Origin of the sequence: Telluria aromaticivorans (assembly GCF_013003915.1) — a bacterium.
GTDB classification, from domain to species: domain Bacteria; phylum Pseudomonadota; class Gammaproteobacteria; order Burkholderiales; family Burkholderiaceae_D; genus Telluria; species Telluria aromaticivorans.
The window spans coordinates 148307-165527 of sequence record NZ_JABAIV010000010.1 but is presented as its reverse complement, the minus strand read 5'-3'; the positions used below and the strand labels follow the sequence as shown (position 1 = coordinate 165527).

The 17221-nt window shown below is 56.3% G+C and carries 12 protein-coding genes; 1 reads left to right on the top strand and 11 read right to left on the bottom strand.

Going from position 1 to position 17221, the window contains the following annotated elements:
- Nucleotides 1-217 precede the first annotated feature (217 nt).
- From HGB41_RS21430 to HGB41_RS21410, 5 genes are all read right to left on the bottom strand, one after another.
- On the bottom strand, nt 218-1714 hold the full coding sequence (locus HGB41_RS21430) for a recombinase family protein (protein ID WP_171088312.1): 1497 nt from the start codon (nt 1712-1714) through the stop codon (nt 218-220).
- Nucleotides 1708-3237, bottom strand: a complete 1530-nt coding sequence (locus HGB41_RS21425; protein WP_171088311.1) for a recombinase family protein — start codon at nt 3235-3237, stop codon at nt 1708-1710. Before HGB41_RS21425 ends, HGB41_RS21430 begins: the two co-directional genes overlap by 7 nt.
- 691 nt (nt 3238-3928) lie before the next feature.
- Nucleotides 3929-4375, bottom strand: coding sequence for a hypothetical protein (locus tag HGB41_RS21420; protein WP_171088308.1), 447 nt, complete (start codon nt 4373-4375; stop codon nt 3929-3931).
- A 12-nt stretch (nt 4376-4387) separates the two neighbouring features.
- Nucleotides 4388-5041 (bottom strand): hypothetical protein, encoded by a 654-nt coding sequence (locus HGB41_RS21415; protein WP_171088305.1) that lies wholly within the window; start codon nt 5039-5041, stop codon nt 4388-4390.
- A gap of 11 nt (nt 5042-5052) precedes the next feature.
- The gene (locus HGB41_RS21410; RefSeq protein ID WP_171088303.1) at nt 5053-6738 is read right to left on the bottom strand and encodes a hypothetical protein; all 1686 of its coding nucleotides are present in this window, start codon (nt 6736-6738) and stop codon (nt 5053-5055) included.
- Between the two features lie 886 nt (nt 6739-7624).
- On the opposite strand from HGB41_RS21410, the gene HGB41_RS21405 reads away from it, so the two are divergent.
- Nucleotides 7625-8068, top strand: a complete 444-nt coding sequence (locus tag HGB41_RS21405) for a hypothetical protein (RefSeq protein ID WP_171088301.1) — start codon at nt 7625-7627, stop codon at nt 8066-8068.
- A 182-nt stretch (nt 8069-8250) separates the two neighbouring features.
- Here HGB41_RS21405 and HGB41_RS21400 read toward each other — a convergent pair whose 3' ends face one another.
- The 6 genes from HGB41_RS21400 to HGB41_RS21375 form a co-directional block, all read right to left on the bottom strand.
- On the bottom strand, nt 8251-10566 hold the full coding sequence (locus HGB41_RS21400; protein ID WP_171088300.1) for a hypothetical protein: 2316 nt from the start codon (nt 10564-10566) through the stop codon (nt 8251-8253).
- Nucleotide 10567: 1 nt separating this feature from the next.
- On the bottom strand, nt 10568-11830 hold the full coding sequence (locus tag HGB41_RS21395; protein ID WP_171088298.1) for an esterase/lipase family protein: 1263 nt from the start codon (nt 11828-11830) through the stop codon (nt 10568-10570).
- Nucleotides 11831-12179: 349 nt separating this feature from the next.
- Nucleotides 12180-12575: a hypothetical protein gene (locus tag HGB41_RS21390; protein WP_171088296.1), complete on the bottom strand. Its 396-nt coding sequence runs from the start codon at nt 12573-12575 to the stop codon at nt 12180-12182.
- Nucleotides 12576-12850: 275 nt separating this feature from the next.
- Nucleotides 12851-13681: a hypothetical protein gene (locus HGB41_RS21385; RefSeq protein ID WP_171088294.1), complete on the bottom strand. Its 831-nt coding sequence runs from the start codon at nt 13679-13681 to the stop codon at nt 12851-12853.
- 1037 nt (nt 13682-14718) lie between these two features.
- A complete protein-coding gene (locus tag HGB41_RS21380) occupies nt 14719-15060 on the bottom strand; it encodes a hypothetical protein (protein WP_171088292.1) in 342 nt (113 codons plus the stop codon).
- A 184-nt stretch (nt 15061-15244) separates the two neighbouring features.
- On the bottom strand, nt 15245-16678 hold the full coding sequence (locus tag HGB41_RS21375; RefSeq protein WP_171088290.1) for a hypothetical protein: 1434 nt from the start codon (nt 16676-16678) through the stop codon (nt 15245-15247).
- Nucleotides 16679-17221: the final 543 nt, after the last annotated feature.

Here is a 17221-nt window from a genome sequence, read left to right as displayed (position 1 = left end):
CGCAAAATCTAAGGCGAATGGCCAGGAAGCTAGCCCCACTAGCGCATATCGGAAACCTAAAGACGAGCTAGCTCAGCTTCAGCAGGTATAGTTTGTACTTAAATTCGGAAAGCTTACTGTACACGCCCGCCGATCTCACTCTTGCCAGAGAGTTTTTCAACACAATAGGCCGGTAGCTGACGGTCTATGGATGGTAACTGGCCCACAAATTTCATTCTCACAGCCCGAAAATTGCAGCTAATGATGAATGTGCATACTGCTCATACTTGGGTAGCGTTCGTCTAGACGGCCAGATGTAGATGTGAGTCGGGAAATCGGCTATTGGGATGAGATAGATACGCTCGATGCGTTCATTGGTCTGGTCCGCACGCACCCAGATTACGAAGTCGACAGCCGGAACATGCACCAAGGTGACCTTCCAGCAAGGATGACTCCGCTCGAACCGACATCGCGTACAAAGCAGGCGCACCGTCACGCCGTTAAGGAGGAAGGTGCGCGGGCTGAGCCTCTTGACCTGGGCCCTGGCCGCGGTAGCGCATCTTTCCAGCTCGATCGTCATATCACGTGTAATGCAGCGCATGCGGTACCTGGTGATCGTGCTTCGGGACATGGATGGCCAGCTAACACCGGCGAGGCCCATTGCCGAGGTGATGCCATTGAAGCGAAACGCATAGGACTTCACGGATGGTCCGCCGCTCGAGTTGATCAAATCAAGGGTAACCTTGCCATGCTCGACGAAAATGTCCCGCAACGCATCTAGCATCTCGTCGTTGGACCACTGCTTTCGTCGACGCTGCCGTTCGGCCCGTGCTTCCGCCAGCTTCTCTCGCGAGACAATTGCGTCGAATGCGTCCTCGAGCCTTACCCACGTCGCTGGTGTGTTTGGTCGGCGCGAGCTCCTCAGTCGCCGTGTGCTGCGATTAAACACGAGCGTGCCTGCATACTTGTCGTTCGTGAGGATCTGCTTGACGTGGAAGGGCGACCATTGCCTACCGAACTGGTTCTCAATTCCTTCCTCGTTCAGGCGCCGAGCAATGCCCGTGTCAGACACGCACTCGATCAGGTACATCTCGTAGATGCGCTTGACTACTTCGATCTCGTTTTCTGGGCCGAGGGTATAGGTGACGCGATCGGTGGGCATGTTCTTGCGTTCACCCGGCCCGAGCACACTTTTGGCCTGCCCGGCTGCGGAGACGGCGATGCGTCGCAACCCATAGCCCGCCGTGCCGCCTTGCTTGAACCCAGCTTCGGTAAGGCGACACTGTGCTCGGAATACCTTTGCCGACAACTCCCGGCTGTATTCGGCGGCCATCGCACGCTTCAGGCCCTTAAGCACCGTGGCGAGCGGAGATCCATCGTTCGTAAATGGTTCCGCACAGTAGGCGACCGCAATGCCTGCGCGCCGGCAGGCGTACTCGTAGTAGGCGCTCTCGTCGACATCTTGAAACCGGCCCCAGCGGCTCACGTCGTAAACGAGGACAACGTTGAAATCAGCACGGCCAGACTGGATGTCGGTGAGGAGTTGCAGCAACCCGGTGCGGCCATCCAGGGTTAGCCCGCTTCGACCCTTGTCTCGATATATGCTTGTGATCCGAAAGCTATGCTCAGTCGCGTATTCTTGGAGTACGGCCTCTTGATGATCAGTGGAGTAGTTTTGGTGCTCAGTCGATGCCCGGACGTACAGGGCAGCGCGGTCGCAGAATGGCATCAACATGCAGCCTCCACATGGCCGGCCTCGACCTCCCCAAATATTGCGCCAACTGAGCTGAATCTCAGCGCCGAGTAATGGATGAGGTTCGGTGTTTTCAGGTAAATTGTCCCTGGTGAGAGATTCCTGGCGGGCACTAGGAGATAGTCGACGGTGTTGAGCACAGCTGAGTTCGTCCGCTCAATGATGATAAAGTCGATTTCCGGCTCTGTTGTGAGCTTCCAGTATTGCAGGCCGCGCTTGGGGTTACGACACACCTCTACGTCGACCCGCACCAGGAGGCTACCGTTCATCGACAAGACAGATGGTTTGGATGTTCTTTCGACGATCGCACCTGCAGCCTGTGCATGCTTCACTACACAGTTGAGTAGCTCCTTCCGCCTTACCGATAACTTCTTTCTCGTCTCGGCCGCTGCGAACGCTGGGCTGCGCGGCAGACCAGCTGCATCATAGGCACGGGGCAGAGTGCCGAACTCCCGACTAAACATTTTTGTATCAGGCATTGTTGGGTCTGCCGCAATGATCTGCGAGTTGATCATGCCATGCTTTCTGTAGCAAACCTGCAAAAGATTGGACAGTTCAGATCGAGAATATCTGTGTGTCCTTCGCGCTCGTTCAGCTTGAGCCTGGTCGAACATTGCCTGATCGATGATTGGATCAACTGCAGCAGTGTTCACGATCCATTCGTCCCGTGTATTGTGCTTACGCGGGGTAGAAAGCTTGCACGATCTTCTGTTGTACGCCAGGGTGCCGCAGTATTTAACGTTGGTGAGCAACGTTTTGACCATATGTTGGGTCCACGGCCTCCCAAACTCACTCGGGAGCTGTTCGCTCTTAAGCAACCTCACGATTGCCCCCTCGCTAAGCCGATCATGCAAGTAGAGAATGTAGATTCGACGTACGGTGGCGACTTCGTCCAAAGGACCCCAGACAAGTATTACTCGGTCGGTAGCAACAACCTTCGATTCGCGATACTGCAGTATTGCTCTCGGTGTTCCGCACGCTTTGAGTGCCAGGCGTCGTAGTCCGTAGCCTGCGTGTCCGCCTTGCTTAAAACCCATCTCAGTGAAACGAGACTGGGCAATAAACACCTTTTCAGAAAGATCGCGGCTGTACTCGGCAGCCATCACTCGCTTCATGCTCTTGAGTAATGAGGCATATGGGCCGCTTTCGCCCGCGAACTTTTCACCGCAATAGATCACCTCAATTCCGGCACGGCGACAGGTGTGTTCATGGTATGCGGCTTCATCGATGTCTTGGAATCGACCCCAGCGGCTGATGTCATACACAAGGATGTAACTGAAGTCTGGTTGTGCTGACTGGACGTCCTTCATGAGAGACAGCAGCCCCGCACGCCGCTTGATGTCAAGGCCGCTTTTCCCGTCGTCGACGTACTCGCGGATGATCGGTATGGCACGGACCGCGGCGTACTCCCGGATCTTGGCGCGCTGGTGATCTGTCGAGTAATCCTGGCTCTCCGTCGACATTCGGACGTACATCACAGCACGATTAGCGGAAGACTCGACCATCATCGTCTCCAGAGTTTGATAGCTCAGTACCCGACGGAACAAATCGAAGGCTATATGAGGATGAGCTACAACGCCGCACGGGTGAGCATGAGAGCGACGACTCGTAGAACTTTCAGTTCCTTCTGCTGACGTCCGCTACCGACCTATTGTGTTGAAAAAGTCGCGCGGCAACAATTTTTGCCGATTTTCGTAGACATCAAACGTTCGACCGATCGGCGTTCGTTCAACAGGCACGGTTTTGGACAGTCGAGTTATCGCTATGTCTTGTTCTGGAAGCAAGCTGACCGAGTTTTTCAACACAATAGACCCAAAGCAGACATAGCGAATATGTAGGATGAGTAAGCGGGGAAAGATTTTGAGGGGAAAGAGGAAGCTGCGCAGTCACACATTTACTTCATCGCAAACTTATGGCGCATACACAGTCTGCGAAAGCGGCATCGCTGACCTATAATGTGTTTGACAGTTGCGCTGCGCCGAAAGCCTGATTCCCGGCCATGAACGCCTCTGACGTGTATTGAGCCCTCGTTTAGACTTACGCGCTTCATCGACCTAACAGGAACGAACAGGACTCTATGCCGTTCTCAATGGAGTTTGACATGGGTTACGGCCGCGAGGACCATGGCGAGCATCGCCGGCACGACAACGGCTGATCTGCGCCAAGAAGCTTTAGAGACGGTAGCAAGCGCTGGCCTCACGGATGCGACTTACCGCTCTTGTCCGCGATCTGGGCGATCTCCGTCAAACCCTTGATAATTGCGGACAGGGCACCACCCTTCACCTGAAGCGCGGCGACGAGGGCAGTTTCTTTCTTCACCTGCGCTACCATCTCCTTGGTCGGCGGCCGGATGTTGAGGTCACTTGCCTCGAAGGCGCGCAGCTTGGCGTCGAGCAGATCGAGGCGGCCCTGTTGCTCCAGCACAAATTCAGAAAGGTCAGCGCGCATAGCCTGATCGACTCCGTTGGGGTTTGCATCGATCGCGTCGATGGCATCCTCCGCTTCGACGATCTTGTCTTCGACCAAATGGTATTCGGTGTTGAACACCGCATGAAAGCGCAGTATCTGCAATGCTGCTTCCAGCGCCTTCGCTTTGTTGACGGGGTCGTTGGCCTGAGCTTGGAGGTCACGGAAAGTCGGCATGGTCGTTCCCTCTTACTTGACGTTGGCGGGCGGCGGCTCGCTGGTCAGCAGATCGCTGGTCGATTTTTCGCTGGCGTTGTCCGCCTTGGCGCTCGTTTTCTCCCCTTCCGTATGCAGCGCTTCGGTGGCGGTTTTGGTGTCCTTGTAGAACGTCCTCCATTCGCTCAGCCGGTCGGCATCGGATTGCTGCTTGGACAGCCCCGCCAGCTTTTTGGCCGCGGCCTGCATCTTGGCCGTGGCAACGGCGGGAACAGCCGTGATTGTGGCTAACTCGGCACGCACCGCGGCCTCCATCGCCTCGAGCTGGGCCGGTGCCTCGGCCGTCGCGTCGCCGTGTTTGGTGATGGACGCGATGAAGCCGGACAAGCCGGCGGCGCGGGTGTTCGTCAAGACCAGCAGGTTGCGGTCGGCTTCCTTTTGAGCTGTCGCTGCCAACCGGTGCAGATCGACCAGCGCGTCGGTACGATTTGCAACCATGCCCAGCACCGCCTTGTGCTGGCGTTCTAGCTCGGCGGCGACAGCAGACAAATTGGTCGCGGTGGTCAAACTGAGTTGTTCCGGGGCAGGCAGGGCGTTAGACTCCGTTGCGCTGGCCAACGGCGGTAAGGCTACGACGGCATACGCCAGTACGGCCCGGGGGAGGTGTTTTACCAGGATGAAAGACATGCTCGGTCTCCTCAATTGACGCCGTTGGCGATGCCGAATATGCCGATTGCCTGCAGCAGCGGTGCCAGTTCTGCAGGTTTGAGCCCGCCCGCGTGGTAGGCCTTGAGCTGCTCCATTGGGGTGTCGAGCAGCGCTTTCCATGACCCGACCGACTCCTCAGCGAGAATAAGCGCTTCGCGGTAGCCGGTCGCGTTCAGACGCACCTGGGCCGTGCGTTGGCGGTCCCTGGCGACATACGATTCGGATAGGAGGGCCATGGCGCGGTACGCGACCCGCTCTTCCGGCACGCCGTTCACCAGACCGTTCGAGCGCAGCAGCGCTTCGAGCGAACTGCAGTGGCGAGGCGCATTCGAGGGGCAGGTGGCGTTTGGTGTCACCGGTGACTTACCATAGCCGCCGATCGTGCTGTGCGCACGGGTGAGCAGGGTGATCTCCAGCTTGATCGCATCGACGATCTCTTCGTGGTAGGTGACGCGGTCCGCAGAAAGCGCAACCTGGGCGGTGGCAGATGCCAACTGGGCATCGGCAAGCTGTTTCTCGATGATCAACGGTTCGATCGCCGGCCAGGTTTCAGCCCGGTGGTACGTGTCGAGCGCATGTCCCAGCCGCGTGGCAGCGGCGATCAGCGCCAGCGAGCTGTCGACGTCGTGGTCGGCGCCAGGTTTCGGCGTGACGCCGCTCATGGCGGACAGGATCACGCGGATCCGGTCGACTTTCTCCTGTGCGATGACTTGCTTGCCCAAGGCGCCGAGCTTTTCCAGGTTGGCCAGCGCCTGGCACAGGCGGGTCGGCGGCTCCTTGGTCGCGCCTTCCTTAGCGACCGTCGATGCTGAGACTTCAGGACAGGTGTAGTCGCGGAGCTTGCCATCTGTGGTCCGTTGTTTGCTGACGGCGGCAAGTTCATCAGCTGCAGCCTCGAGCTCCGTTTTGCGCTGGGCCTGGCTCGCCTTGTCGGCCTTGAACTTGTTGATGGCGTCGTCACGGTCCTTGATCGCAGCTGCGAGCAAGCCACCCGGCTCGGCAGGCGATGAAGCGAGCTTTGTTTGCGCGGCCGTGATATTGCTACAGGTGGTCACCAGCCGAGTCATCTCGTCGCGTAGCGAGGGTTCCCAAGCCGCTCTAACAAACTCACCGAACCCCGCTCGATCGGCAACCGCCGGCATCGCCGCGAGGTGGTCGGGACCCTTGGCGAGTGAGGTGAGCTCGTCTCCACAGGCCGGCAGGTCCTTGAATTCGGCCTTCGCACTGATCAGCCCGGCCCGCGCTCGCTGTTCCTCCTTCGTCGCCTGCACCAGCCGTCGGTCGGCCCCCCAGGCGTCGAGGTGGGCGTTGCGGCGTGTGGTGGGCGGCCCGTCGAGCGTGCTGAGGCGTGCTTCGGTTTTAGCAGCGAAGCGCGCGATAAACCCTGTCGCTGGCGTGGGCGTGCGGTCCAGTAGTTCAGAATCGGTGGCCAACCCCACAAGCGCAGTGTCGCGCAAGGCATGGATATATTTGCGCGACGCGGCGATTTCGCCTTGTTCGAGCGCCGCTAGGACCGTGCGCTGCGACTTAATCGCATCGCCATATTTGCTTGCGTCATAATCGGCCTTGGCGGCTGCAGCATCGGCCTCGCGCGCGGTGTTGTGTATATGGAAAGAACCGCAAGCCCCGAGTGCGCCGGAAGCGACCAACATCAGAACAACTTTGAGGATTCTCATCGGCATGTTCCTTGACGAAGTAGAATCTTACTCTAAGCTATTTGCGATAAAAAACACTTCCGTTGTTGGAAAATTTATTTTTATGCAATCGAATGCCATAGAAACATGATTTATGGTAGCAAATACATAACTGTTGGATGCCTGGGAAGAAGAACCAAGCCAATAGTTCTATGCCACATGCATTTGCTTTAGCCATCATGGCCAGTACACCACTTATTTGGTTATTGTTATTTTCGTTGGCTGTTTTTAGACTTCCTTTCATCCAAGCAGAAGTAGCGCGGCCCTTCGTCCACATCGGTTGCTTGATCGGCAGCCTGCCATCCTTATATTGCGGCGACGTAAACGGCGCTGGCGGGGCAACAGTCGTCTACTGTCGATGTTCTTTACACTGCTTAATCAATGTACTTCCAAAAAATCTCCTGAGCCGACTCAAATACGTGTTTTCGGCCCTGCGGGTACAAATTTTGCTCGGCTGTGTATACGGGAAGCTATGTGGTTATTTTTATTGGGGAAAACCATGGGTAGGGTCTACGCACCAGGAGAACACTACGAACCAAGCGAATTTCCATCAGCTTTAGCGATAGGCGACTCGTGGTTCTGGTATCCGAACAATAATATTCTTGGCACGTTGACCCGTCATAAACTGGTAAGCGCGGATCACTCAAGAGTGCAGAACTTGGGATACAACGGAGCATTGCTCCAAGACTATGTTGGCGCCGGTCGACATGCGAGGACCGTCGAGCATTATCTCTCCCCCAATTTTAGTCGCGGATGGTCCGAATTCTATATCAGCGGTGCGGGTAATGACGTCGTTGCTTACGGACTTGCGCTAAAACCTAATTGTGTAGGCATCACCGACCCAGAGAAATGCATTCACGAGGGTCGAATGAACGACCTCTTGCGCTCGCTTTCGACCTCGCTGGGATCGCTGATCCATAACATCCGCTGGGCCTACCGAAAGGATCCCGATGCCAAACATCCTATTTTTCTTAACGGTTACGACTATCCTGTCCCAGATGGCCGCGGCTTTGCTGGTGGCAAAGGGTGGCTTGCGCCAGCGATGAACCAGGCCGGGGTAGAACGAGACGTCGAGTTTCGCAAACACGTCGCTCGTGTCGTGATCGATCAGATAGCCGATGATGTCTTCAAAGCGTTCCACTCGCCAGCAAATATGGTGATCTACTTAGACAGTCGCGGGACGTTACCGACTACGCCACTGGAATATGAAAAATACTGGGCGAACGAGATGCATCCAACTAACCTTGGGTTTAAGACAATCATTGAGGAAAACTGGCTGCCGACTCTGAAAAAGTACGGCATTGCAAACTAGTGTAGAGCGCGGACCTTGTGGCGACTCTGGTGCAAACCTCGGGCTTGGGTAGAATGGCAGCTAACGAAATTGGAACAGAGGCGTCGCGGCCGTCACAGCGGCAGGTAACGCCATATCGTGAACGCCGTACCGAACCGCTAGCACCAACGTTTCTATACGGATGAACTGTCTCCGCACGAAACTCACGGTCCGCCTGAATTCAGCCATACCTTTTGAAATGCCGGCATCCAGGGTGGCAGTGTGTCGCCTGACAGCTCTCCGCGTATGATCATAGCCCTAGCAACGTCCTCGAATGACTGATAAACAGGCGACTGTTTGTTTAGCGCCGCGAGAATTGTCTCGGGGGAATAACCAATCGCCCTCATGGCGGCTACGTCGGCCAAGCGCGTCCGGTCGCGGATGATTGAGGCAAGCAAGGCCGGCGGCACCGTCAGCTGCTCTTGCCGCGCTAGCTTGTTCCATGCTTTGCTGCGCGCTTTAATATCCTCTTTAAGGTAGCTGGCCTGACTGCGCGGTCCAAAACTGGCACGCTCGTCCTGCAACAACACTGTACGGGCTGGCGCTAGGCGGCGCGCGCCGGGCAGGTTGCCATCAATGCGGACCTTATTAGCTTTTACCCAACGCAACACGGCGACCGTCGAGATAAGATCGTTCAACGACCGAAACTGCGGCGATGCCTGAACTAGCCCATCGATGACTACGTTGAGCTCTGGCGTGACGACGACTGTACCCTCCGTTTCCGCGGGACGTACTAATTCGAATAACACGTGCGGTGCTGTCTTGCCAGTCGCAACCACAATCAGTGCAGCGCCATCACGCTGCACTACCACTTGGCGGTCGACATACCGGTACCAGCTGCTGTACACGCCCTCCGAAATCTGCGTGAACCATTTGTCTGCGCCCACGGCGCCAGCGGCAACGCGTCTAACTTGCGGCGCCGCGTCAAGCATGAGTTTAAATACTTTGGGAAACAGGAATGCAGCACCGTCGCAACCGATCAGATCGCGCCCCACGGCAAGATCGGCAATTGCTGGGTGTACTAGAAATTCAGCGACCGCCGTGTTGTTGAGTAAAGGCTGGGCATTATTGAGCATGGAGATAAGAACATTACCTTCGGTTTCGCTGCTGGAGCTAATTGCCACCTTGCTGTCGCCGAAGACGAGCCGTTGCGCAGCCAGCGCTATATCTTGGCGCACTGGCCGTGCAAACACGACACTTCCATCCTTTAGCGTCACCCGTGGCGATCCATACTGCACGCCATCCTTGCTCATGGTTTCCCACCGCGCGGCACTAGGCCGCAGTTGCGGATCGAATGTGACACGTGCGCCTACTACTACCCCTCCGCCGCCGCGACCGCCACCAATGGAGCGCATGCTAATAAACGATCTGCTTGCAGGGCCGGGCCGGCCGTCAGCGTGAGGAATCGTATGCAGATTGTTGACACGCTCGTTATAGCTGGGAGCACCACCGCCACCTCCGCCACCGCCGCCTCCGCCACCGCCACCGCCACCGCCACCGGCCTCCGCTGGCGCGGTACTGTCGATGACGCTGCCACTGCCGGTCGCGCCGCCCCCACTGCGCCCAGCCATGGAGGTTGCGCTTCCTGCTCCCAGAGTATCAGGCCTGGGCTGAGCAGCGTCGACAAACGCGCTCACTACAATCTGATTGACGAGCCGTTCTTCCGCAATCAGCGCCTGCCTTTGCCCCGAAGACAAAGGCGCGCCATCGCGCCATCGCGCCTTAGTGATATCTGGCTCGCCGCTGCGTACTGCATCGGGAAACATTGCGAGCACTTCTTCATGACGGATCGCGCGTCCCCCGTGCTTGATTAGCGATGCCATTACTTCACGATAGCGTTCGGCGGGCGGCGGCTCCGCCTGGCGAATCGCAGCGGCTAGCAGGTCGTCAACCGAACGGCTTGAACGTTCCAGTTTCAAAGCATCGGCTGGGCGCAAGCGTAAGGTGCCGGTGAGAAGCGCCTGCACGCCCCCAGGATGGGCAATTGCGTACTTTGCCAGCGGTATCAGAAGTGTCTGCGCCTTGGCAGGTAAGCGCGCGATGGCGTTCTCAGCGCTGCCGCTGACACGATTAAAGGCGAACTTGCGCGCTGGTGGGGCAGTGATCGGGCCCGGTGGCGCGTTTTTAAAAAGGTATGCTAGTTGTGGCTCATAGCGAATCGCGGCGACATGGTTGGCTGCCATGCCTTTGGCGACCGTTTCCAGCAGTTCAACCGCCGCTCCCGGTTTAACCTCCTCTGCCTGCAGAGCGGCCCAGGCCAGCGCATTGGCCGGTGTGCTTTTCATTGCGAGCTGCGCTGTCTTTTTATCGTCAAGAAATCCGGTCAGGCGCAGTTCCTCCAGAATAGCGGAACGGGACAGTGAAATCGCCTTGGCCTGCTCTTCTATCTGATGACGCAGCTGCGGCGTGATATCGGCGTACGCAGCTCCTTGCCAGGCCAGCAGGAAGCTAGCAGCTAGTCCAATTAATAATCGCCGCATATCATGCCTCGCCGCTCAGTTTTCGTAGCAAAAGTTGAATATCCTGGCCGGCGGCATTGACTGCCTGCTGGGGTGCGCACAAAAGCAGGGCAGCGAGCATGCGTGGCCCTTTTAGTGCCGCCAGTTGAAACATTGCGTACACAATTTCTGGTGAAGGGTTGTTTTCCGGCGGCAGGTCTGCCGGTAAAACAGCGATCAGGCGCGGCTTTGACTTGTATTGAGGATCGGCGGTAACGACTAGGCGCGCCGCTGTAGCGACTAATAAATGCAGGTGCATGCCGCGCAGCGCGTCACCGTAGCTGGAAATGATATCGCCTGAAACCGCAGACAAGTTCAGACCGGGCCCGTAAGCAATTGCCTGGATGAATGCAACCTTTTCCGCCTCCGTTGCAAGCAAAATCAATTCCTGCAGGGCCTGCAGACTGGTTAGGCCGGGGTGCTGAGTCGCTGTGGCGCCAGTTGCTTGGAGGGCCGGCGGAGTGATCGTGACAGGCTCCACATGTGCGGCTTCTGCTCCCTGTGTCGATTCCACAATTTTCTGTATAAAAGAAAGCAGTACTCGATGCTGTAGCGCATTCTGACCGCTTGGCTTGGAAATTGAAAAGTGATCGGACGCTGGAATCTTGAGCGGATCGGGAAACAAACCGCCTGCCGAAAGCGGGTTGACGATTGCTTTACTAAATAAACCGGGCACCGGAAAGATTGACTTGTCCTCGACCAGTTCGCGTCCACGAATATGCCGGGCCTGGACAATGCCCGCGAAGTCGCTGTTAAGGCTGGTCAGCCAAGGATTGGTCTGGCTTACACGCAGCGCATCGACTTGCGCATGCCCGAGCAGCTTGCCGATTGGCGCCAGCCAATTGGCGAAGTCGGAGCCTTGGGTTGGTGAGGCCACCAGAAAGAAGCTGAAATCCGTATTTGGATATTCGTAGTGGCGTCGTACCAGGAAACGACGCGCCACAATGCCCCCCATGCTGTGGCAGACAAACACAATGTGTCGAAAGCGTGCAAGGCCGTCGAGGTCGAACAGTGTCTGAAGCACGTCAGCGGCATTATCTATGCTGTAGCTGCCTGAACCGAGCGAGGTATTGTACGCGTATGTGTAGATGGCAACAGGCGCATCGCCCAGCGCGTCGTTCAATAGATCCGGCCAATTGTTGCCGTGCTCGTTGCGCCACCCGGCTTCCGAGGACGACAGCACGCCATGGACGAACACCACAGCAATTTCCTTGTCTTGTGGCTCGTTGACCCAAATCCCATGCATGGAATCCTCCGTTGCAAATAGCACGGTGCGAGACGAGGTGAAACGGGCCGATCGCACCACTCGGCGAGTCAGCGTCTACCAAAATCTTACTAGGATGTCTTTACATTGATATTACCGCTGGTGGCCTCGTTGCGCTTAGTCTTTTGAGACATTTTTTGATATTGTTTAAATTCTCTACACTCGTACATGGTGTGCAGATTGGTCTGATATCAGAGGAACGAGCAACCGCTCTCTAACCAGCAGCGATAACTAGTCAGTCAACGTACAGCAAGCGACGCGCTGGCTGTACGTTGCGACCAGGCGACGGACGATGCTTCAATGCATGAGTTCTACAATGGTATAAGGACGATCAAGGATCAGTAGTGAATGCGAGCTGAAGTCTCCATTCCAATGGATCGGCCCACCGATTCGATCTGATCACGAGAATTGAAGCTGCATACGATGCTTCTAGACGTACGTCTTCGATCCATGACAGCTCTTGCTGTTCAAACTTCATGTCTTGTTTCATAACCCTAGCTTCACCGTTTACGTAACCTTCTAGTGAGACGTACGACCAGCGCTCATCGAATTCTCCAGCGTCCTGACCCATGTTATTTTTGGGACCATCGTCATTACGTGTCGCCTTTACTTTGTAGTAGCACACAACGTGCAAGATACCGCCCTTCGCCGCAGGTGCCACATACAGAGCATGCCAAATATCGCCATGTCCAACCAGCGGACGACCTTGAACTAGAATGTCTTCCATCGCTTTCTCCTTTGTGGCCCTTAGACCGCGAAGACCCCTATAAAGTGCTCTTTTCCGCTCAGATAAGCACGGTTATGTCTTGCTTGTTTTCGCCTAAAAAACAGGGAACAGACTACACAGCCTCGATATCGATTGGTCTTTGAAAATCTAAAATGCGTCTAACCGAAGTGTCCGTGACGATGGAGTAGGCCAGTTCTAATTATTTCGTAGCATTCACTTCTGTTGCATCCTATTCGACTTTGACAGCAAAAATCAGCAGATGGCGACTACCATGGCTATTGCTCGCCTGACGAAACCGCCGGTACAACCGCCTCCACATCGGTGAACTTCGGCGAAAGACTCTTAACGATCACGCTCGGCACTCCGTCCAAGTGGGACGCGTCGATTTCGGATGGAGCGGAAGGCGACACCTCTCGTTTCAGTTCTGCGTCCAACCCGCGCTTTTCCGCCCTGGTCTCCCGCATCTCAAAGGTCTTGATCGTCCAGTACGCAGCGAACGACCACACAGCAAACGTCTCCAACCAAAAGATTAGCGTCTTGAACTGTGAGCCTGGCTCAAGTACGAGCGAAAGCGCCACCGCGGCTAGCGGGGACGCGATCATTGCCAGCCCAGTGCAGCGATAGCCCCGCGCATACCGCGCTCGCTTCGCTGACGGTAGGAGGGGCAACGTATCGTGCGAGCGAAAGAGGCTGACGTACGCTATACAAAAGAAGAAGATCACCGCCGAGGTTCCGTGCAATACGGAGACAAGCCCGCGGTCGCTAGACACGGCTGCAGTCGGGATGAGAGCGACAAATAGCGCAAACACACCTGCTAGGTTCAGCGCCACATTCTCCTTATTGCTGAAGCCCTTGTAGAGGTAAAGGCACGTACCAGCGGCAAATAGTCCTCCGACGAAAAGGTCTCGGGTAGTGAAATATGAGAGCCGACCTTTCGTATGGTAGTACTGACTGATCGAGGGTTCTAGCCACACATGGTGCAAGATAACGCCAGCAAACAGCACGACAATGGGTAACATGATCCCGACCACAGCAAGCCCTACACGAAGCCCGTAATAGGTCCCTAGCATGTGTTCCTGCAACTCGACGGCGTTCTTGCGGTCCATATCATTCACCTCGTAGAATTTTGCGGTAAGCGATCAAGCAACGGTGTGAGCATATAGCCCACCTGCCCGATCAAATTTGCCACAGCGGATTGTCAGCAAACATCTCCTTCCGGAACCGTGGCGTGAACTGACGCACGATCGACGCTGAATGCTGGTCAGCGCATTGCAGCACGTAGACGAAGTCTTTGTATTGATCAATGTCATGTCGCAGCTAGGTCGCCAATACGCTTTGCACAATGCCGATATGCTTGAAGCCAAGCTCCGTCTAGCTGAACAACCGGTTCTTTTCCCCTACGGGGATAGATGCGAGGCACGCTTGAGGTGGTTCGTATCGATCACGCCTCCGGGTCATCCGGGTAGTGGGCTGCTCGGCAGGAATTCCTGCTTGTCGAATTGCGGGTTGGTCTAGGCGAAGAGGCGCTCCAGCACAGGCTTCGACTGTTCGTCTCAGTGGCAAGCTTGGTTTGTCCCGTCAGGCTACCGCCGCAGTTCCACTGCTCGACCTCGTATAGAAGGCTATTGCGTCCACCTTCTATCGGCTGAGCCGGCTCGATATCCGTGGCATCAAATATTTACGGCGAGGAGGTGTCTAGCACTGCGCATGTGCGTGTACATATGCGTGATCTTCGTATCCTTCGCTTAGTGTGCATAGTCGCTGTATCCGTTGCTCCGCAAGACACCTCCACTCAGCCGCTGCAAACACGCGCCGTTGCGAGGTGCTTTGCCACCCTGCTGGGCTAATACCGAAAGCAGATCTACGCGCACTACGCTGTTGAGCTTTTGACCGTCACTGAGCAACAGCATGAAGTTGGCCTCGACAGGACGGTCAACGATCGCTCTCGCTTGTACAAACTAGTTGACCAGTCTTGTCATAGTCGAGTTCTTTAGAAGTAACAAGCACTTCCGTTTTGGCACCGATGCACTTACCGTCTACGTCCGCTTCTGGCCGAAGACGGCCGTTCAGCTCAGCATAGCATGTGGCTAGTGGTGAAAACTCGCGAACTGTCACGAGGGACCAGAACCGACCCAAAACGGCCCTACTGACGTCGTAAGATTTTATGTTCGCCTACTCCCACACCAATCGGGTGGATGGCCACACGAGCAGAAAAATCTGACGCAACCACCTGCACGGCCATACGATCGTCGCCGTTCCTATGCTCCTGGATCAGTTGAAAAGCGGCCGCTTTTGGAACATATGAGCTTTTCTTTGCGTTCGCGTAGACGAAAACCCCGTCGGTAGCAATGTAGTCGCTGAGCAGGCTGTCCACCAGGTCGCGATCCAGAGCGTCGTTTCTCACTAGATGTCGATACCCATCAGCTTTTGAAACACCGAAGGGACAGAGCCTTCTCATCAACGAATGAATCTCGCGTGGTGTCATGTGTTGCGTCCGAAAGGTCTTGATTGTAGGTCCGCTCTTGGCCGAAAGCGGTCTCAATACCACCGAGCCTCGACCGGATACCCAGTGCATATTCGGCTCGCAGAAACCCCCGCGCGGGCTCAGCACTCTCACTGGTGTGCGTTGCTAGTCCATGCCCCTGAGGGGCGCCATATATCTCGGTTTGCTACAAATCTGAGCGTCCACGGGAACACGCCACTCCTACCCCGTACCAGCAACCCTCGGTTGCCGCAGGATTGAAGGACTCCCAGGGGCGGTTACCACAGATTTCTGGGCTTGTTGCAGCAATAGGTGCACGACAGGCCTTAAAAAAGGGGCAGGCCCGACTAACAGCCGGAGGCGTCTTGGAAAATCTTCCGGTAACGATATGGGCATCTGTGAGATGGAATAGCGCTTGCGCTGCTCCGATTTCTTGGGCCAGATCGGGCGAAACTTCAGTCTCTGAAAAGTACAGCAACTCCTGTGAATCCGTGCAGGCATCAATCTCCTGCACGACGGGGCAAGTTGGCAGCGAACGGAGCATCTCAACGATGGGCCCCAAGTTCGGAGCGGCTTCCACAGGGCCAAGTTCAAAGAACTCGTCTCCTAGCCTCCTGTTGAACAAGTCGCGTGCCCAACCGGCCATCCGTTGCAGGCCGCGCCCGGCGTGGCCACGCATCGCAAAGGGTTCAACCTCTCGCTGCAAACTATCTTCGAGAATGCGCTTGACAGCCGAGTGGAAAAAGTCCTTGCTGCTTGACAAAAAGGAACCGATGAGACTGGCTTCATCAGCCCTAGGACCCGCAATTTTGCAGGCTTCAGCGAGTTGCACGAGCGCGTCGCCGGGGTCTGTGCTTTGAAGAGCAAGAACACATATACGGCAAAAAAATCTGCTGGTCGGACTGAAGCCGGCAATACCCTCGAATACGGCTCTAGCCGTTAGGTATGGGTAGGCAGGAACCTGCTTTCGTATCTCATCCGAAGAGGCCCCGGATTGCCCGTACAGTAGACACTCTGCCTCGACCGCACACCCCTCCATCAGAACATCGCCACCAAGTTTGACCTCGATACTCGCTAGTCCTGTTCCAAGTCCGCTTGTATCGAAGACGGCGCTGACGCCATGAGCCTCAATTGTCTGAGGGCCAATTGTCAGCTGGAAGTTGCTGCGCTGAATCCGCACGAAGGGCGGGTGTGACTTTGCCCGACGAAGCGTGTTCAATGCATCCTGTCCAACACTACCGCGGAGGTGTTGCCGCCATTCCAACACACTATGTGCCTCTTTCTGCGCATCAGCTGAAAGAACGGGCTCTCCGTGAGACTTCCCCTCTCTGTCGACTGTATTGCAATAAAGGCGAACTAGGCGCAGCTGCACGAAGAAGTCGTAGAGCCCAACGACGGTCGAATAGTTGTGGGTGAAGTGCAAATACTCGTGCAGGAACACTGCAAGCCGATGCAGCGTCGGCTCGTTTTGCGGGTGCCAGAATGACGCGTCGCGGCCAAGTCGGATAAGGGAGTGGTTTCGAGCGTAACTACCCAGCGTGATTCCACGGAGGTACTCCGAGAATTCAGCCTCTTCTGTGCCCGGTCGGGGTTGCGCTACTGCGCGTACTTCAATGGTCATGAACTTCCTCCGTGGATTGCGCCTTGCGTTGCGGCGCCCGATTACACGCCAAGGATACCGGAAGGTGTTGCTCAATTCACCCGTTGCGTATGGTGAAGCTTTGTCCACCTGCTTTGGATCGTGCAAGGTTCCCGTCGTGCCGTTCCTAGGGCGCCGTACGACTTCGATGTGGATGTGGTGTAGTTGCTCGATGTCGCGAGCGCAATTGCCGTCAAGGCGAGCCCCGCCGGTCGTAACGAGGGCTGCGCCAACTCGAACGAGCCGGTAGTCGCTTACGGCGCCACGATGCGCGAGCGCGAGATCGTTGATTGGACGGCGCGCAGGAGCCAGCCTGATGCGCGGTCAAGTCTCGACCATATCTTCGGCTTCTGTGTCGATTTCACCGGGCGCGATGCTGAGCCGCAGTATGTCGCGTTGGGCTTAGGATGCTGCACGGCTTCCGCCAGGATGAGAACTCGCCAGCGCCGTGCACGCCTTGGAATGAGCGGTGCGTGCTGTTCGACGGAGACCGCAAGAACCAGGCAACGCGGCGCGAGCTCGTAA